Origin of the sequence: Aequorivita sp. H23M31 (genome assembly GCF_004022485.1) — a bacterium.
Lineage (GTDB): Bacteria > Bacteroidota > Bacteroidia > Flavobacteriales > Flavobacteriaceae > Aequorivita > Aequorivita ciconiae.
In genome coordinates this window covers 2,763,653-2,782,907 of the sequence record NZ_CP034951.1, presented here as the reverse complement: position 1 = coordinate 2,782,907, position 19,255 = coordinate 2,763,653, and the positions used below count along the sequence as shown (strand labels likewise).

Annotated in this window: 20 protein-coding genes; 14 read left to right on the top strand and 6 right to left on the bottom strand. The window is 37.6% G+C overall.

Features of this window, described 5'->3' with window-relative positions:
- Positions 1–25: 25 nt before the first annotated feature.
- The 6 genes from EI546_RS12275 to EI546_RS12250 all read right to left on the bottom strand — a co-directional run bounded on the left by EI546_RS12275 (position 26) and on the right by EI546_RS12250 (position 4,759).
- Entirely contained in the window at positions 26–406 is a 381-nt protein-coding gene (locus EI546_RS12275; RefSeq protein ID WP_128250814.1) for a DoxX protein, read from the bottom strand.
- Positions 407–583: 177 nt separating this feature from the next.
- Positions 584–1,573: an aspartate-semialdehyde dehydrogenase gene (locus EI546_RS12270; protein WP_128250813.1), complete on the bottom strand. Its 990-nt coding sequence runs from the start codon at positions 1,571–1,573 to the stop codon at positions 584–586.
- Between the two features lie 225 nt (positions 1,574–1,798).
- Complete coding sequence (locus EI546_RS12265) at positions 1,799–2,389, bottom strand: N-acetylmuramoyl-L-alanine amidase family protein (protein WP_128250812.1); 591 nt, start codon at positions 2,387–2,389, stop codon at positions 1,799–1,801.
- A gap of 45 nt (positions 2,390–2,434) precedes the next feature.
- On the bottom strand, positions 2,435–2,845 hold the full coding sequence (gene mscL, locus EI546_RS12260; RefSeq protein WP_128250811.1) for a large conductance mechanosensitive channel protein MscL: 411 nt from the start codon (positions 2,843–2,845) through the stop codon (positions 2,435–2,437).
- A 67-nt stretch (positions 2,846–2,912) separates the two neighbouring features.
- Positions 2,913–4,022, bottom strand: coding sequence for an alanine racemase (gene alr, locus EI546_RS12255; RefSeq protein WP_128250810.1), 1,110 nt, complete (start codon positions 4,020–4,022; stop codon positions 2,913–2,915).
- Between the two features lie 56 nt (positions 4,023–4,078).
- Positions 4,079–4,759 carry a thymidine kinase gene (locus EI546_RS12250; protein ID WP_128250809.1) on the bottom strand — a complete coding sequence of 227 codons (681 nt, stop codon included), beginning with the start codon at positions 4,757–4,759 and terminating at the stop codon, positions 4,079–4,081.
- A 457-nt stretch (positions 4,760–5,216) separates the two neighbouring features.
- Here EI546_RS12250 and EI546_RS12245 point away from each other — a divergent pair, with 457 nt between their 5' ends.
- The 14 genes from EI546_RS12245 to EI546_RS12185 all read left to right on the top strand — a co-directional run bounded on the left by EI546_RS12245 (position 5,217) and on the right by EI546_RS12185 (position 19,226).
- Positions 5,217–5,999, top strand: a complete 783-nt coding sequence (locus EI546_RS12245) for a hypothetical protein (protein WP_128250808.1) — start codon at positions 5,217–5,219, stop codon at positions 5,997–5,999.
- Positions 6,000–6,018: 19 nt separating this feature from the next.
- Positions 6,019–6,690, top strand: coding sequence for a 16S rRNA (cytidine(1402)-2'-O)-methyltransferase (gene rsmI / locus EI546_RS12240; RefSeq protein ID WP_128250807.1), 672 nt, complete (start codon positions 6,019–6,021; stop codon positions 6,688–6,690).
- Between the two features lie 252 nt (positions 6,691–6,942).
- The gene (locus tag EI546_RS12235) at positions 6,943–7,593 is read left to right on the top strand and encodes a 50S ribosomal protein L25/general stress protein Ctc (protein WP_128250806.1); all 651 of its coding nucleotides are present in this window, start codon (positions 6,943–6,945) and stop codon (positions 7,591–7,593) included.
- An 80-nt stretch (positions 7,594–7,673) separates the two neighbouring features.
- Positions 7,674–8,306: an aminoacyl-tRNA hydrolase gene (pth, locus tag EI546_RS12230; protein ID WP_128250805.1), complete on the top strand. Its 633-nt coding sequence runs from the start codon at positions 7,674–7,676 to the stop codon at positions 8,304–8,306.
- A 2-nt stretch (positions 8,307–8,308) separates the two neighbouring features.
- Complete coding sequence (locus EI546_RS12225) at positions 8,309–9,241, top strand: bifunctional riboflavin kinase/FAD synthetase (RefSeq protein WP_128250804.1); 933 nt, start codon at positions 8,309–8,311, stop codon at positions 9,239–9,241.
- Positions 9,234–10,559, top strand: a complete 1,326-nt coding sequence (locus EI546_RS12220) for an HTTM domain-containing protein (RefSeq protein WP_128250803.1) — start codon at positions 9,234–9,236, stop codon at positions 10,557–10,559. The genes EI546_RS12225 and EI546_RS12220 overlap by 8 nt, the downstream gene beginning before the upstream one ends.
- A 194-nt stretch (positions 10,560–10,753) precedes the next feature.
- Positions 10,754–12,025: a serine--tRNA ligase gene (gene serS / locus EI546_RS12215; protein WP_128250802.1), complete on the top strand. Its 1,272-nt coding sequence runs from the start codon at positions 10,754–10,756 to the stop codon at positions 12,023–12,025.
- A 151-nt stretch (positions 12,026–12,176) separates the two neighbouring features.
- The gene (locus EI546_RS12210) at positions 12,177–13,631 is read left to right on the top strand and encodes an oligosaccharide flippase family protein (RefSeq protein ID WP_128250801.1); all 1,455 of its coding nucleotides are present in this window, start codon (positions 12,177–12,179) and stop codon (positions 13,629–13,631) included.
- 152 nt (positions 13,632–13,783) lie between these two features.
- Positions 13,784–14,218, top strand: coding sequence for a dUTP diphosphatase (gene dut / locus EI546_RS12205; protein WP_128250800.1), 435 nt, complete (start codon positions 13,784–13,786; stop codon positions 14,216–14,218).
- A 127-nt stretch (positions 14,219–14,345) separates the two neighbouring features.
- Entirely contained in the window at positions 14,346–15,362 is a 1,017-nt protein-coding gene (locus tag EI546_RS12200) for a sugar nucleotidyltransferase (RefSeq protein WP_128250799.1), read from the top strand.
- A gap of 87 nt (positions 15,363–15,449) precedes the next feature.
- On the top strand, positions 15,450–15,608 hold the full coding sequence (locus EI546_RS16255; protein WP_164905233.1) for a hypothetical protein: 159 nt from the start codon (positions 15,450–15,452) through the stop codon (positions 15,606–15,608).
- Between the two features lie 147 nt (positions 15,609–15,755).
- The gene (locus EI546_RS12195) at positions 15,756–17,138 is read left to right on the top strand and encodes a tetratricopeptide repeat protein (protein ID WP_128250798.1); all 1,383 of its coding nucleotides are present in this window, start codon (positions 15,756–15,758) and stop codon (positions 17,136–17,138) included.
- Positions 17,139–17,141: 3 nt separating this feature from the next.
- Positions 17,142–17,984: a DUF4292 domain-containing protein gene (locus EI546_RS12190; RefSeq protein WP_128250797.1), complete on the top strand. Its 843-nt coding sequence runs from the start codon at positions 17,142–17,144 to the stop codon at positions 17,982–17,984.
- The gene (locus EI546_RS12185) at positions 17,985–19,226 is read left to right on the top strand and encodes a murein hydrolase activator EnvC family protein (RefSeq protein WP_128250796.1); all 1,242 of its coding nucleotides are present in this window, start codon (positions 17,985–17,987) and stop codon (positions 19,224–19,226) included.
- The last annotated feature ends 29 nt before the right edge of the window (positions 19,227–19,255 follow it).

Sequence of the window (19,255 nt, the reverse complement as noted above, 5' to 3'; positions counted from 1 at the left end):
TTAAATAGCACTAAAATAATGGGCGTTAATGAAACAATGGCCTGTAGACTTTCCAATGCTTGTAAATTAAAACAAAGGTCAATGCGATTAATATTAAAGCGATGATGAGTCCGGGAGCATCAAGAAACAGATGATAGAGCAGAATATTTACTGAAATAGGAGCTAACAAAAGCAAAGCGAATGGAACCCATTTACCAAGGATCAACATCAGCCCGATAAATATTTCAAGAATTCCCACAATCTTTAAAATATAACCTAATTCGCTGAGCTTTTCATAAATAACCGCAGTATCTCCTGCGTAAATATACATGGGTAAAAACCTGTAACCAATTAGGTGGCTGATCCCCAAAAAGAGTAAGCCCAAACCTAAAATAATTCTTAGAATTTTTGTAAAAGTAGAGTTCATAGGCAGTGGTGTTTTAGGTTAATTTCTTAAATATAAGCAAAATTTAACACCATTCTATAAAACACCCTATTATTTTTTTATAAAAATAGAAGTGAAAAAAGTATTATTTATAGAAGAAATAGCTTCTTATAATTTTCCAATTTAATTTTATAAAATTGGATATAAACAAGCCAAACCTTAAACTAAATCATTTTCGACTAAATACTCTGCGATCTGAACGGCATTAGTTGCAGCACCCTTACGAAGGTTGTCCGCAACAATCCACATATTAAGAGTATTTGGTTGGGTCTCATCCCGACGGATACGACCAACAAAAACCTCATCTTTTTCATGGGCATAGTATGGCATAGGATAGGTGTTTGTATCTGGATTATCCTGCAGTTTGATTCCCGGAGTATGGTGAAGGATTCTCCGCACCTCAGCCAAATCAAAGTCTTCAACAAATTCTACATTTACCGCCTCACTATGTCCGCCCGCGGTGGGAACCCGTACGGCTGTTGCACTTACTGAAAAAGTACGGTCATCCAAAATCTTTTGGGGTTCGCGAGCCAATTTCATTTCCTCTTTAGTATAACCGTTATCCTCAAAAACATCGCAATGCGGCAAAACGTTAAGATGGATTGGATAGGGATAGGCCATTTCCCCTTTTATTCCTGCCATTTCATTCTCCATTTGCTGGACAGCCTTGAGACCTGTTCCTGAAACAGATTGATATGTAGAAACAATAACGCGTTTCATTTTATATTTTTTGTGAAGTGGCGCCAATGCCATTACCAATTGAATAGTTGAGCAATTAGGATTGGCAATTATTCTATCCTCTTTTGTCAATATATGCGCATTAATTTCGGGCACAATAAGTTTCTTGCTCGCCTCCATCCTCCATGCGGAGGAATTGTCGATTACGGTAGTTCCTTCAGCGGCGAATTTCGGTGCCCATTCAAGGGAGGTAGCACCTCCAGCAGCAAAAAGGGCTATTTGGGGTTTTGCAGCTACGGCATCTTCCAAACTTATTACTGAAATCGGTTTCCCTTTAAAAAATATTTGTTTTCCTACAGACCTTTCAGAGGCTACCAATAATAATTCATCCATAGGGAAATTTCTTTCCTCCAAAACTTTTAACATCACTTCGCCAACCATTCCCGTGGCACCTACAAGCGCTAATTTCATATTTGATAATTTACTCAATCATTATTCTAAAAAAACGTGGCTTTCTGTTCACGAACAAATTCCGAAGAATATTGTTACGCAAATCGCATCATTCGGTAAAATTACATCTTGGAAAGTTCATATTCTCCAATTAACACAAAAAAGAACCCTCCCATTCTGTGAGCAACAGTTTGGGAGGGGTTAGTTAAACTTGTGGTGTAGCGGATTCGTCCTCAAATTGAGGAATTACTTTATTGCGTTAAAAATTGCCTCTGCAATTGCATGTTGGCCCCTTTCGGAAGTTAATAAATCTCTATTTCCTAGATTGCTTAAATATCCCATTTCAATGGTTACAACAGGATTATTTATGTTCTTTAATAAGTAAAAATTGACCTCTTTAACCCCATTCACGGTAAACTCCTGCGAAAGAGAGGACTGTAGTTGTAGCGCTAACATCTTTGAATCCTCAATTTTCGAGTTTTGTGGGCTTATAAAAATATCAAACCCATTGGTTCTTTCGTCAGAATCGGAGTTGATATGAAGCGAAATTACCAAATCCGGATTTAAAGAATGTATGTATTTTACCCTATCCTCTAGCGAAATAAAATCATCAGAATCCCTTGAAAAGAGAATTTTGATTTCACTATCAACACTCAAGGATTGTATTTTCTGGGCAATTTCTAATGTAAGGTCTTTTTCGAGAAGTCCATTATATTCAAATCCAGAATCCTTTCCTCCATGACCTATGTCAATGACTACAATTTTTTCCCCAGCCTTAGCTTGTGAAAATGAAAATAACAAAATCAATACTCCGAAAATCCTCAAAAATTTATTCATAATTTTCTTAGCCTTAAAAATATTAACACTAGGGATAAGGATATATTATTTTTTTCTCAGCTCATCCCGAATTTCCAACAAGATATCTTTTTCAGTAGGTCCTGGATCTGGAGCGGGTGCCTCTTCTTTTTTCTTTCTTACTTTTGCATAAGCTTTCACGATCATAAAAAGAACAAAGCCCACGATTAGAAGGTTTATTAGAGTATTGATCCATTTTCCATATAACACGGCATTCTCGGGTTCTACCACATTCCCATCCGCATCAATTACAGCAGGATCGAGAACAAATTTAAAATCCGCAAAGTCAATGCCTCCCGCAAAATGTCCTACTACAGGCATAATTACGTCGTTTGTAAAACCTGTTACAACAAGTCCCACAGCACCGGCCAAAATAACCGCCACGGCAAGGTCCACAACGTTACCGGTCATTATAAAGTCTCTAAATTCTTTTAACATATTGATTGGTTTTGAGATTAGTTTCTGCTAAAATAAATAAAAAAAGGACTAATAAGCTCGATCAATTTTACTTTCTACAAATAACCCTTTGTACGCGTTGGGAAACGGCTGTTATTAATTCGTAAGAAATCGAATTTATAGCTGCGGATAGTTCTTCGGCAGTAACGGACGGACCAAAAACAATAACTTCGTCACCTTCTTCACATTCAATGTCCGTGACATCCACCATTATCATATCCATACAAACATTTCCAATAATTGGGGCTTTCTTTCCATGTATGGTTACCCAACCTTTCCCCTTTCCATACGAGCGGGGAATTCCATCCGCATGCCCAATGGGAAGCGTTGCGGAACGGGTAGGTCTTTCGGCAAAGAAGCCGCGATTATATCCAACACTTTCTCCTTTAACTATACTATGTATCTGGGAAATAACTGTTTTTAAAGTACCTATGGGTTTCAGATATTTGTTATATTTTTTATCATTGCCGTAACCATAGAGCCCAATTCCCGTACGGACCATATCAAAATGGGCCTCGGGATAATTTAAAATTCCAGAGGTATTAGTACAATGGAGCAAAGGACGGTAACCAAGAGCATTTATTAGATCCGACGACATTTTCGTGAAATTAGATATCTGCTGTTCTGTAAACTCCTTTTCATTCAAATCTTCACTCGCTGCCAAATGTGAAAAGACAGATTTCACTTTTACACATGACGTTTTTGAAAGCTCTTCTGATATAAAGGATATTTGATGGCTCTCAAATCCAAGACGATTGAGACCGGTATTAAATTTTAAATGTATTGGATAATCATTTTGACCTTTTGCCTCGGCCACGGCGATAAATTCCCTCAATATTTTTTGCGAATAAATACTCGGTTCCAAACAACGATCGATTATTTCTTCAAAATTAGTAGGAACTGGATGTAAAACTAAAATAGGAGTTTTGATAGCTCCATCTCGTAGAACAACTCCTTCTCCGGTATAAGCTACAGCAAAATAATCTACGTTAAGGGTTTCCAACTCTTTTGCAATTGCAATAGAATCGTTGCCATAAGCATAAGCCTTGACCACGGCAAGAACCATTGTATCTGGAGCAATTTTGGAAGTAAGATATTTGAAATTATTGTCAAGAGCGTTTAGATCAATCTCGAGTATGGTATCCGTTGCTTTAGGCATCTGGGAAAGTAATATTAATTAATGTTGTTATTGGTATTGAACCGGTTTTTGGCAATTTAAATTTCACCTTCTTTTTCCATTCCTGAATTCACTGTTTCTTTCGAAGAAGAATCGGTAAGGTTGATCTGAGAGTTCTTTTCTTCCTGTTTTATTTTCTTATCTCGAATCATTGCTTTATAATAAGCAGCCCGACTTAATGGTTCATATTCTTCGGTCTCACCCAATAACACGAGGGCATCACTTTTTGCCTTTCTATAACTATAATGGGCTAAGTTTCCCGTTCTGGTGCATACGGCATGTACTTTTGTAACATATTCTGCTGTTGCCATTAAAGCAGGCATGGGTCCAAAGGGATTTCCTTTAAAATCCATGTCCAATCCCGCAACAATTACCCGAACCCCATGATTGGCCAGATCATTACACACTTTCACGATTTCATCATCAAAAAATTGAGCTTCATCAATTCCTACCACATCGCAACTATCGGCCAATATCGGAATATTCGCCGCTGCCGGGACTGGAGTAGAGCGAATTTGGTTTTTATCATGGCTTGTAACCGAATCCTCTCCATAACGCGTATCTATGGCAGGCGTAAAAATTTCGACCTTTTGCCGTGCAAATTGAGCCCGTTTAAGCCTGCGGATAAGCTCCTCGGTCTTCCCGGAAAACATAGAACCGCAGATAACCTCTATCCAGCCAAATTGTTCTTTCTGATTTACAGTATTTTCGAGAAACATAATTCTATTTTAGGCGCTCAAAGGAGCAAGATGTTAATTCTAAAGTTTGGACAAAATTATCCGTTTGTCTACAACCATCACTTTACAAAGGAATTAAACCTACTAATAAAAACAATTGAGGTTTACAAAAAGGATGCGTAAATTTATAAAAACAAAATAGAAATTCTGTTTAATTTAGAAAGATATGAAATGCCGATCCGCTTTTAAAACTGGGCATAATTCTATCATTGCATTTATCCAAATTCGAATCATGACGGTTCTAGTTTAAAATCCCTTTATTTAAAAACAAAAATGTAATTTTGAACTGTTTACCAGCTAAAAAGGATTTCGGTCCTTAATCAATGCTGAGGTATAATTCGGAACACAAATCCTTGTGAAATTTAAATTGATCTCATTGTGAGTTCGATATTTCATTAGAGGAATTGGAAGGATAACAGGAAAAAAACATCAAACAAAAATGAAAAAGAAAATCCGCGAACAGCTCAAAATGCTTGCAAATCAGATTTTACAAGAAGAACAAACATTTAACGTCTCCACAATTAGGAAATCGGTAGGCGAATTGCAGGAAAAACTTACAATTCTGGAATATCTTGAAAATCAACTTGACGATACTCAAGAACCAGAATTTGAGGAATCTCTTGATTCTAAAAGCTTTCGAGAGGAAAACTGGTTTGTGGAGCCAGAACCTGTCCCGCAACCTGAGCATAAAGAAGACCTTATCGAGCCATTAATGGAAAAAATAAAGGATATTGTCGCACAAATGCCTGAAGAGAGCGATGCCATTGATGAAATGCTGGAGGAAATGCTTCCCGCTCAAGATAAAGAGCCAAAGCTTCCCCGGGAAACTCCAAAAAAAACCAAGAACGAATTGGAAGAGTTCGCAGCAAATTACCAACAAATGCCTGAATTTGAACGTAAAAATCCCGAGCTTTTTCCACCTTCCAATGAAGTAAAAACTGCGAGTCACAATTTTAAAGAATCCAAACCCAAATCCTTGAACGATACCATTAAAAGAGGATTGAACATTGGATTAAACGATCGCTTGGCCTTTATAAAGCACCTTTTTGAAGGACAGGCCGAAGATTACACAAGGGTTCTATCCCAAATCAATACAATGGAAAATTTTGAAGAGGCACAAAACTTCATCCATACAAATGTGAAGCCAGATTATAATAACTGGCTTAGCAAGGAAGAATACAGCAGCCGTTTTATGAGCATTGTAGAGAAAAGTTTTAATTGATAATTTTCGTTTTCTAATTATGGGAAAACTCTATGTCGTGCCAACACCCATCGGCAATTTGAAGGACATTACTTTCCGTGCCGTGGAAGTTTTAAAAGAAGTAGATTTAATTCTGGCGGAGGACACCCGCACTAGTGGAAAATTGCTCAAGCATTATGAAATTCCTACACAGATGCATTCGCACCATATGCATAATGAACACAAAACGGTGGATGGCATTGTAAAACGCATACAGGAGGGAGAAAATATTGCTCTTATCAGTGATGCGGGAACGCCGGCAATTAGTGATCCCGGGTTTCTGTTAACAAGAGCCTGTATTGAAGCAGGAATAGAAGTAGATTGTTTACCGGGAGCTACGGCGTTTGTACCGGCCTTGGTAAATAGTGGTTTTCCAAACGATAAATTTGTTTTTGAAGGTTTTTTACCCGTAAAAAAGGGGAGACAGACACGATTTAAAAGTTTAGCCGAAGAAACCCGAACGGTAATCCTCTATGAATCTCCTCATAAACTACTAAAAACCTTACCCCAAATAATTGAATTTTTCGGAGCAGAGAGACAAATATCCGTTTCACGGGAAATTTCAAAAATTCACGAAGAGACCATCCGCGGCAGTGCAGAAGAGGTTTTAAAACACTTTGAAAATAAGCCTCCAAAAGGAGAGATCGTTATTGTGATCGCAGGAAAGAAATGAGACGACCATCTCAAATTTAGACCATCGAGTTACTACAGAGTGGCTTTACATAAAAATCTGTTCAGATAGAAAATCTGTACCAAACTGAAATCCCGATTTATTACGATAAACATTATTGTTCAATTCAATTATTGCCGGTTTGAAAAAACTACAAGTCACAAAATAATAATTCCAAAATAAACATTATCTTTGCCGTCCTTAAAAAACTGGGTTTTAGATAGCCCAATATTTATTAATACTTAATTTTCACAGATGAAATCTATTACAATCAAAGGATCAAAAAGAGAAAGCGTGGGCAAAAAAGCAACACAGGCCTTACGTAATGCTGGAATGGTTCCTTGCGTAGTTTACGGAGGGGATGAGCCAATTAGCTTTTCAGCAAATGAAATTGCATTCAAGGACTTAATTTACACCCCAAACGTACACACAGTTGTAATTGAACTTGGCGGCGAAAAAATTCAGGCCATTCTACAGGATATCCAATTCCATCCTGTTACAGACCGAATTCTTCACATCGATTTTTATGAAATTTTCGATGATAAGGAAGTTACTATGGAAATTCCAGTTAGAACTGTAGGTAATTCTCGTGGCGTTAGAAGCGGTGGGGTTTTAAGAATCGTTACAAGAAGACTCCGTATTAAGGCATTGCCTGCAAATCTTCCTGATTATATTGAAGCTGACATTACTGATATGCGAATTGGAAACAAAATGTATATTGGAGCTGTCGAAAGCGAAAACTACAAAATAATGCATCCAGACAACACTGTTATCTGTCAAATAAGAACTTCTCGTACGGCTATTGCTGATGAAGTTGAAGATGAAGATGCAGAAACAGCTGAAGGTGCGGAAGGCGAAGAAGTTCCCGCAACTGAGACTGATGACGTAGCAGCAGTAAAAGAATAAACTTCTTTTTAGAATATCTTTGAAGCATCCTGATAATTCAGGGTGCTTTTTTTATTTTTACCCAAGATTCTTTAAAGAATATGCTTACGTTTTTTAAAAATATCCTTTCGCCGCAGCGAGAACAGATAATTTCTGAAGAAGATGCTATGAAAAAATTCCTTATCGTTGGACTTGGAAATATAGGTCCAAAATATGCACATACCCGTCATAACATCGGTTTTAAAATTCTAGATTTCTATGCCGAAAAAAAATCTCTTTCTTGGGAAACGGCAAAATTGGGAGATATTACAACACATAAAGTAAAAGGAAGAACTCTTATATTATTGAAACCCAGCACCTTTATGAACTTAAGTGGCAAGGCCGTGAAGTTTTGGATGGAAAAAGAGAAAATCCCTTTGGAAAATCTGATGGTTATTACCGATGACCTAAATTTGGCTTTCGGTACAATTCGTATTAAAACAAAAGGAAGTGACGGCGGCCACAATGGTCTTAAAGATATCCAGAATATACTTCAAACTACTAATTACAATCGCTTTCGATTTGGCATAAGCGATGCTTTTGCCAAGGGGAGACAAATAGATTACGTTTTAGGTGAATGGGATTCTGAAGAGGAAAAACTATTGCCGGAAAGATTGGAGAAAAGCTGCGAAATAATAGAGTCCTTTCCTTTAGCGGGAATGAATATTACCATGAATACATTTAACGGAAAATAATTTTGAAGAAATACACCTCCGCTTCAGCTTATAAAAATGATCGTCAAAGCGTGGTTACTATCGGCACGTTTGATGGCGTTCATCGTGGTCATAAAGCGATTCTAAAACGTCTCGTAGAAACCGCAGAGAAAGAAAATCTTGATTCGGTAGTGCTCACATTTTTTCCCCATCCAAGAATGGTACTCCAACAGGATGATGAACTGAAACTAATAAATACAATTGAAGAGCGCACTCAGTTGCTAGAGCAAACCGGACTTGGTCATTTGGTAATCCATCCGTTTACGCACGCTTTTTCTAGACTAACGGCCTTGGAATATGTGCGGGATATTCTTGTAAATAGTCTGAAAGCCAAGAAAATCATTATAGGTTACGACCATCGCTTTGGCAGAAATAGGACTGCCAATATTGAAAATCTTAAGGAGTTCGGGATTACTTACGGATTTGAGGTAGAAGAAATTTCAGCCAAGGAAATAGATGATGTGGCAGTAAGTTCTACGAAAATCCGAAAGGCCTTGGGCCGTGGCGACCTTGAAACTGCTAATAATTATTTGGGTTACAATTTCATGATTACGGGAGAAGTAGTCCGCGGAAAAGCAATAGGAAGGACAATCAACTATCCAACGGCCAACTTGAAATTAAAAGAAAAGTATAAGCTCATTCCCAAAAATGGAGTTTATGTTGTTCAATCTATTTTAAACGGTATCAAATTTTTCGGAATAACGAGTATTGGTACCAATCCAACTGTTGGTGGAATGGAAAAAACCATAGAAACCTACCTCCTTGATTTTAACGATGATCTTTATGGGAAGGATATTACGATTGAATTTTTAAAATTCATCAGAGAGGAAGAAACTTTCGAATCTATTGAACGCTTGCGCCAGGAAATAGAAAAAGATGAAAAATTTGCCAAGGATTATTTAGAAAACCGTGAATAAATTTCTCTTTAAACAGATAGACAATATTAATCTCGTCCTTTTCAGAGCGGTTTTTGGTCTATTGATTACAATAGAAGCTTTTGGCGCTTTAGCTACAGGCTGGGTGAAACGAAATCTGGTGGACCCCCCTTTTACGTTTAATTTTATCGGATTCGATTTTCTGCAATATCTCCAAGGTGATTTAATGTACTATTATTTCGCACTAATGGGAATATTTGGAGTATTTGTAATGCTGGGTTACAAATATCGCGTAAGTATAATTGGGTATGCCATACTATGGACGGGCGCATATTTAATGCAAAAATCAAGTTATAACAATCATTATTACCTTATGATGCTTCTCTGCTGGATTATGGCATTCTTACCAGCACACAGATGGTTTTCAATAGATGCCAAAATTCATCCAGAAATTAAATCGCCATCTATGCCGCGATGGGTATTGTTGATTCTGATTTTACAGGTTTGGATTGTTTATACTTATGCCTCCGTTGCCAAATTTTATCCCAGCTGGTTAGACGCAACCGCTCCAGCACTATTTATGTCGGGAAAAGAAGATTATTGGTTAATCGGCGATTTTCTTCAACTCAATTGGGTTCATTGGGCGATGGCCTATACAGGTATTTTCTTCGATTTGCTTATTGTTCCTCTCATGCTTTGGCGTCGAACGCGGATTTTGGGTTTTGTAGTTTCCGTATTTTTTCATCTCTTTAATTCGGTTGTTTTCCAAATAGGAATATTCCCTTATATGTCTATAGCATTTGCCTTATTCTTCTTCTCACCGGAAACACTTGGAAAACGCTTTCTTCCGAATAAAAAGATATATAATGCTGGAGAAGTGATTGTTCCACAACATAAAAATTTAATTGTTGCTGTCTTTTCGATTTATTTCCTTTTTCAGCTCGGTCTTCCATTGCGTCATTGGTTTTTTAAGGATGATGTGCTCTGGACCGAAGAAGGTCATCGACTGAGCTGGCGGATGATGCTACGCTCTCGAAGTGGAACATTGAATGTGTATGTAGCAGATAAAGAAAACGGAAATAGGGAAAGATATGATTTTTCTGAAATCTTAGGACATAAACAAAATGCCTCTGTAAGAACAAAACCCGATTTAATGTGGCAATTGGCCCAGAAAATTAAGGAAGTTGAAGCCAAAAAAGGGAGAGATGTTGCGGTCTATATGGAAGCCTTTGTGAGCATAAATCACGGTCCCTACTTTCCCTTTACAGATGTAAATGTAGATTTAGCCGCAGAGGAATGGCATCCGTTTAGACATAGTGATTGGATCTTGCATTCGCCAATGGATTATAATACGAAATAAATCAAAACTCAATTTTGTATATTTGATAGAATTATTGAATGCGAAAGAAATATATAAAAAGATTGATGGAATTCGCCTAATTTATTATCAAAAATAGGTAGTAGGAAGATTCTAAAATTGAAGCCATTAGACCACAAAGATTCCAAACTCTTTGAGGTCTTTTTTTGTACCTTAGCCGCCTTAAAATTAAGTCAATGCTACAAGTAAACGAAATTCGAGAGAATAAAGAAAAATATGTGCAAGCCCTTTCAAAGAGAGGTTTGAATGTGGAATCTACATTTGATGAAATTTTGTCCCTAGATGAAGAACGAAGAAGTTCGCAAGCGAAATTGGATGAGGTTTTGGCTCAAAGTAATTCTTATTCAAAAGAAATAGGGAAACTCTTTAAAAGCGGAGAAGTTGAAAAAGCAAATGGATTAAAACAGCAAACGGTTGAATTGAAGGAAACTTCAAAGCAATTGAATGAAAAGATGATGAGTGCTGCCGAAAAGCTTCAGCAGTTACTTTATACACTTCCCAACATTCCAAACGAGTTGGTTCCTGCTGGTACCGATGAAAAGGACAATCTCGAGGTTTTCAAAGAAGGAGAAATCCCAAAACTTGTTGATGGCGCATTACCCCACTGGGAACTTGCAAAAAAATACGACTTGATCGAATTTGAACTTGGCGTTAAGGTTACTGGTGCTGGGTTTCCAGTTTATAAAGGAAAAGGCGCTAGACTGCAAAGAGCGATGATTGCCTATTTTCTGGATAAAAATATTTCCGCTGGTTATACAGAATATCAAGTGCCGCTTTTGGTCAATGAAGCTTCGGGATACGGAACTGGACAATTGCCCGATAAGGAAGGCCAGATGTATCATGTAGGTATAGACGATTTATATTTAATTCCAACTTCCGAAGTCCCCGTTACAAATATGTTCCGTGGCGATTTGTTGAACCATTCCGATTTTCCAATAATGTGTACTTCTTACACACCTTGTTTCCGCCGTGAGGCTGGAAGTTACGGTGCGCACGTTCGTGGTTTAAATCGCTTGCATCAGTTTGATAAAGTGGAATTGGTAAGAATAGAGCATCCAGATAATTCCTATGCCGCCTTGGATGGAATGGTAGAACACGTGAAAGGAATTCTTCGTGAATTGGAATTGCCATATAGAGTTCTTCGACTTTGTGGCGGAGATCTTGGTTTTACATCGGCTATGACTTATGATTTCGAAGTATTCTCTACTGCTCAAGATAGATGGCTGGAGATTTCATCTGTTTCCAACTTCGAAACTTTTCAGGCCAACCGTTTAAAACTTCGATTTAAAGATACCGATGGCAAAAATAAATTGGCACATACTTTAAATGGCAGTTCTTTGGCGTTACCTCGTGTTCTTGCAGGCATTCTAGAAAATTATCAAACTGAAGATGGAATAAAGATTCCGGAAGTACTAGTTCCTTACTGCGGCTTCGATTTTATAAATTAAGAATTTTTCACCGCGAATACACAAATATTTCTTTGGAAAGCATTCGTGTATTCGTGGTTTCATTTTCATCCGAAAATTAATCTTTTCGATACTTTTGCCTCTATCCTAAACCTTTCAATTTGTGCGGGTTTAAATAAATCAAGATACAAATTTGGCACTTTTCAAAAAACTGTTTAAACAGACTTTTATTTATGGGCTTGCTACTGTTTTGCCCAGAATTCTATCTGTTATTTTGGTTCCGCTCTACGTGGAAGTTTTATTGCCGGAAGAGTACGGAGTTTACGCTAGTTTGATGGCATTCCTCATTTTGGGGAATGTTCTTCTCTCCTATGGAATGGAAACTGCTTTTTTCCGGTTTGTCACCAAGGGAAACACCAATCAGAAAGTTGTTCAGTCAACTACACTTACTTCCCTTACGGTTTCTTCAATTGTTTTCTTGGCAGTCACTTTATTATTTCGAAATTATTTAGCGGAAATATCTGAATTTAAGGTGGAATACGTAACCTACGGTCTTTGGATATTAGCATTAGATGCTTTGGTGGTTCTCCCCTTCGTATGGTTCAGGGTCAATGAAAAACCTATGCGCTATGCGGTGATTAAGATTTTAAACGTGTGCATAAATTTGGGGCTGAATCTATTCTTCTTTCTTATTCTTCCGAAACTCGCAGTTCCCGGGAGTTTTTGGGAACCGATGTGGAATCCGGAGAATAAAGTTTCTTATGTATTTATTGCAAATTTAATTGCCAGTGCGCTGACTCTATTGATGGTTTCAGGACTCTATTTGAAAATTGGTTTTGGTTTCAGTAAAAGCATTTGGAAGCAAATGATGAAGTATGCAATTCCGGTACTTATCGCGGGAATAGCATTTAGCGTAAATGAAGCTTTTGACAGAATCCTTTTAAAATATCTTTTACCCCAGGATATTGCTGAGGTCCAAGTTGGTCTTTACTCGGCGTGCTATAAACTCGGAATGTTTATGACCCTCTTTGTGATGGCATTTCGATTAGGAATCGAACCGTTTTTCTTCAATTATTCCGATCAGGGAAATGCGAAAACTACCTATGCGGCAATCACGAAATATTTCACCCTTTTTGGTTGTCTTATTCTACTTGTGGTAATAATTTATATCGATATTTTTAAACGAATCTTAATTCCGAACAGCCAATATTGGGAAGCGTTAAAGATTGTTCCCTTGATACTTTTAGCTAATTTGTTTTTGGGAATTTATCACAATCTTTCCGTTTGGTATAAGGTTACGGACAGAACGAAATTTGGGGCTTACATCTCGGTTTTTTCCGCAATAATCACCCTGGTCCTCAACTATCTTCTTATTCCCTACATCGGCTATATCGGTTCCGCTATTGCCACCCTCGCAGCCTATGGAAGTATGATGGTGCTTTCGTACCTTTACGGACAAAAGTATTACCGAGTTCCTTACGATTTGAAAAAAACTGGAGGGCTGTTGTTTTTAGCTATCTTATTTTCGGGAATTTCATTTTATGGACTTCGTGGAAATATTTGGGTAGGAACGTTGTTATTACTTGTGTTTGTTGCCATTTTGGTTTATTCCGAAAAGAATGAATTTTTAAGGATCATCAGAAAATAGCTTCGGTACCATTCCATTTTCATCGGAACCACTCAGCTGTTGTTGATTTTATAAAAAATTGAAAATCCTGGAATAAAATATAAATCGAAGAAAGGCATGAAGGTGGTCGAGTGATCGAAACCCGAAGCCAAAACTTTAAAAAAAAATATACTTTGAAAATAAAAATCATAAACAATTCTGGATTCCCGTTGCCATCTTACGAAACTATCGCTTCTGCCGGAATGGATTTGCGGGCTTGTGTAACGGAATCTTCAACGCTTAAACCCCTGCAACGCGCCATTGTAAAAACGGGACTTTTCATTGAATTGCCGATCGGCCATGAAGCCCAAGTTCGACCAAGAAGCGGACTGGCTGCCAAAAAAGGAATTACAGTTCTAAATTCCCCTGGAACCATCGATGCGGACTATCGGGGAGAGATTGGCGTAATTTTGGTAAATCTCTCTAACGACGATTTTACCATCCAACACGGAGAACGAATCGCACAGCTGGTAATTGCCAAACACGAACGGGCGGTTTGGGAAGAAGTGGAGGAATTGGGTGAAACCTCACGAGGTGCCGGAGGTTTTGGAAGTACGGGAACAAAATAAAAAAGGCTTGTAACTAATCCGGAATCGGCAAGTAAAAAAACAATGTTGAAAAATACTTTGTTTTTTTATCCAGCAGTTACATAAAATAATATTAGAAAAATACGATATCAAAATAAACGAATAATAAATGAAAATAATTGTCCCAATGGCGGGTCGAGGTAGCCGTCTTAGACCACATACATTAACAGTACCAAAACCATTAATCCCAGTTGCGGGTAAACCAATCGTACATCGTTTGGTAGAAGATATTGTGGGAGTTTTAAATGAAGAAATAGATGAAATTGCTTTTATTCTTGGCGATCCAGCTTTTTTTGGAGATGAAGTGGTAGAAAGTTTAAAGGAATTGGCCAAAGGTTTGGGAGCAAAACCAAGTATCTACCGTCAACTTGATCCAAAGGGAACCGGCCATGCCATAATGTGCGCAGAGGATTCTTTGTCGGGTCCCGCCGTTATTGCTTATGCAGACACTTTAATCCGTGCGGATTTTGATTTGGATAAGGAGGCCGACGCTGTAATCTGGACCAAAAAAGTGGACAATCCAGAGGCTTATGGAGTAGTAAATCTTAATGAAAAAGAGGAGATAATCGAATTGGTCGAAAAGCCGAAAGAATATGTTAGCGATCAGGCCGTTATAGGTATCTACTATTTTAAGGATGTGGCACAGCTTAAACAGGAATTGCAGTACGTTTTGGACAACAACATCATAAACGGTGGAGAATACCAGATTAATGATGGTATAAAAAGAATGATGGCCCAAGGGAAAGTTTTTAAAACTGGAACGGTTAATGAGTGGATGGATTGCGGAAATAAGGAAGTGACGGTGGAAACAAACCAGAGGATGCTTCGTTTTCTTTCTGAGGATCATGAGGAGTTAATTTCGAAAAATATTCAAAATGAAAACTCCAAAATCTTTGAACCCTGCTTTATTGATGAGGGAGTGGTTTTAAAAAACTGTACAGTTGGACCTTACGCATCGATCGGTAAAAACACAATAATTGAAAACAGCACGGTAAAGAATAGCATTATCCAGACGAATTCCACGATCCGAAATGCACATTTGGACAGCGCGATGATTGGCAATTATGCTATTTTTGATGGAAAGTTTACCAATGTTAGCATCGGGGATTATTCGGAGTTGAAATAACTTGTTAGTATCATTTAATCGAAAAATCTTGAATTATGGGGCTAAAGAATTATTTAAAGAAATTAAACGATTACCAATTGAGCAAAGATGTGGTTGATTGAAAAGACTCTTAAATCCATTCGTAAAAATAATTTTGAAACAGAAATGTTGATGGCTGCTGAAAGACTTTCACAGGATTATGAAAACGATGGTGAATTAACGGTTTTTACAGAACTCGATTTTGAAGATTTTTATGAAATAAGGTGAAATTTGGCTAATCAACCTCGATCCAACGGTTGGTGCTGAAATAAAGAAAACCAGAAAAATTGATGCTGAAACACTAGAGCTGGTTAAGATGGATTGGCAAAGGTGCTCTCCATTGGATATTAGAAATAGTGATTTTTGAATCTTATTATGATTACTAAAAAAATACTCTTTTCAATTTTTATTTTTGGGGTTTTCCTTCTCCCCAAGGCTCTAATTGCCCAAGAAAAACCCACAGATTCCATCCAAAACCCAATGGACCAACTGGGAATACAAGAAGATAAATTTCAGGAAAACTTTTTTGAAGCTTTAAAACAAAAGGCAATTGAAAATCATGAGTTGGCCTTAGCTGCTTTAAATAAAGCAAAAGACGTGGCCAAAACTCCGGAGGAGAACGCAGTAGTTTTTTTTGAAATGGGGAAAAATTATGCTGCCTTAAAGGTCTATGACGAGGCAGAAGTGGATTATAAAAAGGTTTTGGATATTTTAGGTGACCGATTGGATGTCCTTCAGCATCTTTATGATTTATACTACCAAGAAAAGGATTATGAAAAGGCGCTTCCACTTGTACGAAGGTTGATCCCTTATGATGAGGACTACAAAGAAGATCTTGCCAATCTTTTAACGCTCACCAAAAACTATGATGAGGCCATCGCGCAGTTGGACGAACTAGATAACATTTGGGGAGAGAGTGATATTCGAAATGCTCTTCGTGCGCAAATATATCGGGCAACGGGAAATACAGCAGGTGCTATTGAAAATTTAGAGCAAAAAATTGATAGTAATCCGAAGAATGAAAAGGAATATTTGAGTCTAATATTTCTTTATAGTGAACAAGACAATAAGGAAAAAGCTTTTGAAACGGCAAAAAACCTATTGAAGAGCAATCCAAAATCGCAGCTAGTCCACTTGGCCCTCTATAAATTTTATTTGGATGAAGGAAATACTACAGAAGCCCTGAAATCCATGAAGATCGTTTTTTCTTCCAATCAGATCGATGAGGAAAGTAAATATCGGGTTCTAGGAGATTTTATTCAGTTTGTCAATAAAAATCCAGAATATGAACAGGATTTGGAAGCTATGGCAACTCTGTTTTCAGAAGAAAATGGCGGTAAAGTTTATGAGAAGTTAGGAGATTATTTTTCGTCGAAATCTCAAAAAGAACAAGCCTTGCATTTCTATGAAAAGGGAATTGCGCATTCTCTGGACAATTATAATTTACTAAAAAACACACTCTTGCTTCAGTTAGATGTTAAAAAATATAATGAAGCCGCAGCACTTAGCGAAAAAGGACTGGAAATTTTCCCCGCCCAGGCGCTATTGTATTTATTGAATGGTGTTGCCAACAATGGTCTCGAAAAGTTTTCGGATGCTATTGAAAGTTTGGAAACGGGCTTAGATTTTTTACTTGATGATCCACAAATGGAATTTGACTTTTACAACCAACTACAAGTAGCCTATACTGCCAAAAACGATTTAAAAAAGGCTAAATTCTATTCTGAAAAAGCATCCCAAATCCAATCGTCGAATTAAAATATGAAATATTTAAAATCGGTTTTATTATCGGGTTCGGATTCTAAATGGGTACACAGAATGGTACCTATTAAAATTCGTCGAATTTCTGTACTCGTAGGAATATTAGCAACTTTTATTTTCACCTCTTGTGGCCCTTCTAAAGCAATCACGACCGATATTAAGGAAACCTCCACCAAAAATCTTATCGCTTCTCACCTAACTACGATGCCAGAGTTTGAAACCTTGGCGGGAAGAGTTCAATTGAGCTACGACACTGAAAAAAAATCCCAAAGCGTAGCCGTAAGCCTGCGCATGGAAAAGGATAAAACTATCTGGGTTAAGGCCTCCATATTGGGGATTACTTTGGCCAAGGTGCTGATTACTCCAGAAAGTGTGAGTTATTACGAAACCATCGGGAAAACTTATTTTGAAGGTGATTTTTCATTGTTAGGAGAATGGATTGGAACTCCCATAAACTTTGAACAAGCGCAAAATCTTTTATTGGGGCAATCGATTTTTCATCTAGATGCCTCCAGATACTCTTCGGAAATATTTGAACAGAAGTTTAAGTTGCTTCCAAAAAGACAGCCCGAAAATTTTATACATTCGCTTTTTCTAAACCCAGGAAATTTCAGAATAGCTTTGGAAACACTAGCCCAGCCAGATCACGACCGAATATTAAACGTTCGTTATGGCAATTATCAGCAAATTGGTGGGCAATATTTCCCAGTGGATATTTCCATTATAACTACAGAAGAACAATCCCAGACCAAAATAGAACTGATCTACAAAAAAATAGATTTAAACGTAGATATCAGTTTTCCATTTGACATTCCTTCGGGATATGAAAAAATTGAACTGTAAATGAGGAACTTACCTATATATCTTGCCGTCCTAGTATGCTTCCTTGTGGTTCCCTCAACGTTTGCCCAAGTGGATAAACAAAAGGAACTCGAGGAGAAGCGCCAAGCGATTTTGCAGGAAATTAAACAAATAAATTCCTTGCTTTTCAAAACTAAAAAAGAAGAGAAATCGGTGCTTTCCCAGGTAGAAGACATCAATCAACGGATTTCCGCAACAGAAAATCTGATTCGGGTAACCAACCAACAGGCTAATTTGCTCACGCGGAACATCAATGGAAATATTGATAAAATAAGTTCGCTGCGCGAAGAATTAAAAATTATGAAGGCCGATTATGCCGAAATGATCCGGAAATCCTACAAGAGTAAAAGTCAGCAGAGTAGAATTATGTTTTTATTGTCTTCGGAAAACTTTTTGCAAGCCTATAAAAGAGTTCAGTATATGAAACAATATGCGAAATTCCGAAAAAAACAGGGTGAGGGAATACGTGCAAAAACCGAAGAACTCCAAAAACTGAATGAAAGTCTAATTGCACAGAAAAAAACCAAACAAAAACTAATTGCCGAAAATGAGGTTGCCAAAAAACAACTAACTGCGGAACGTAAATCACAACAAGAACTGGTTGCAACCCTGAAAAAAGATGAGAGTAGATTTACAACACAAATTCGTGCAAAGCAGAAAGAAGCTGATAAGATTGATAGGGAAATAGATGATTTGATAAAGGCAGCCATAGCCGAAGCCAATAGAAAGGCAAATGCCTCAAAAAAGCCGACAAAGGAACCTGCAGCCGCCGGCGGATTTGCACTTACCGCAGAAGATAAAGCTCTCGCTGCCAGTTTTAGCAGTAATAAAGGAAAACTTCCTTGGCCAGTGGAGAAGGGAATGGTGGTTAAAAGTTTTGGAACCCACCAGCATCCCCAGTTTCCAAATGTAACAACCAGCAGTAGCGGTGTGGAAATCGCAACGGAGGACAATGCCCCAGTCCGAGCTATTTTTGAAGGTCAGGTAATGTCTATCCAAGTGATTAAAGGTGCGAACAAAGTGCTGTTTATCCAGCATGGAGATTATATCTCTGTATATAGCAATCTTGGAACGGTTTCAGTACAAAAAGGAGATAAGGTCTCTACCAAGCAAAAGATAGGAACTGTTGCAAAAAGTCCTACCGAAGGAAGGACAGTTTTGAAATTCTATATTTATAAGAATAAAACAAAAATCAATCCAGCAGATTGGATTTATAGAATGTAGAATTTTTCCGGAAAAAAAAGATATTGAAA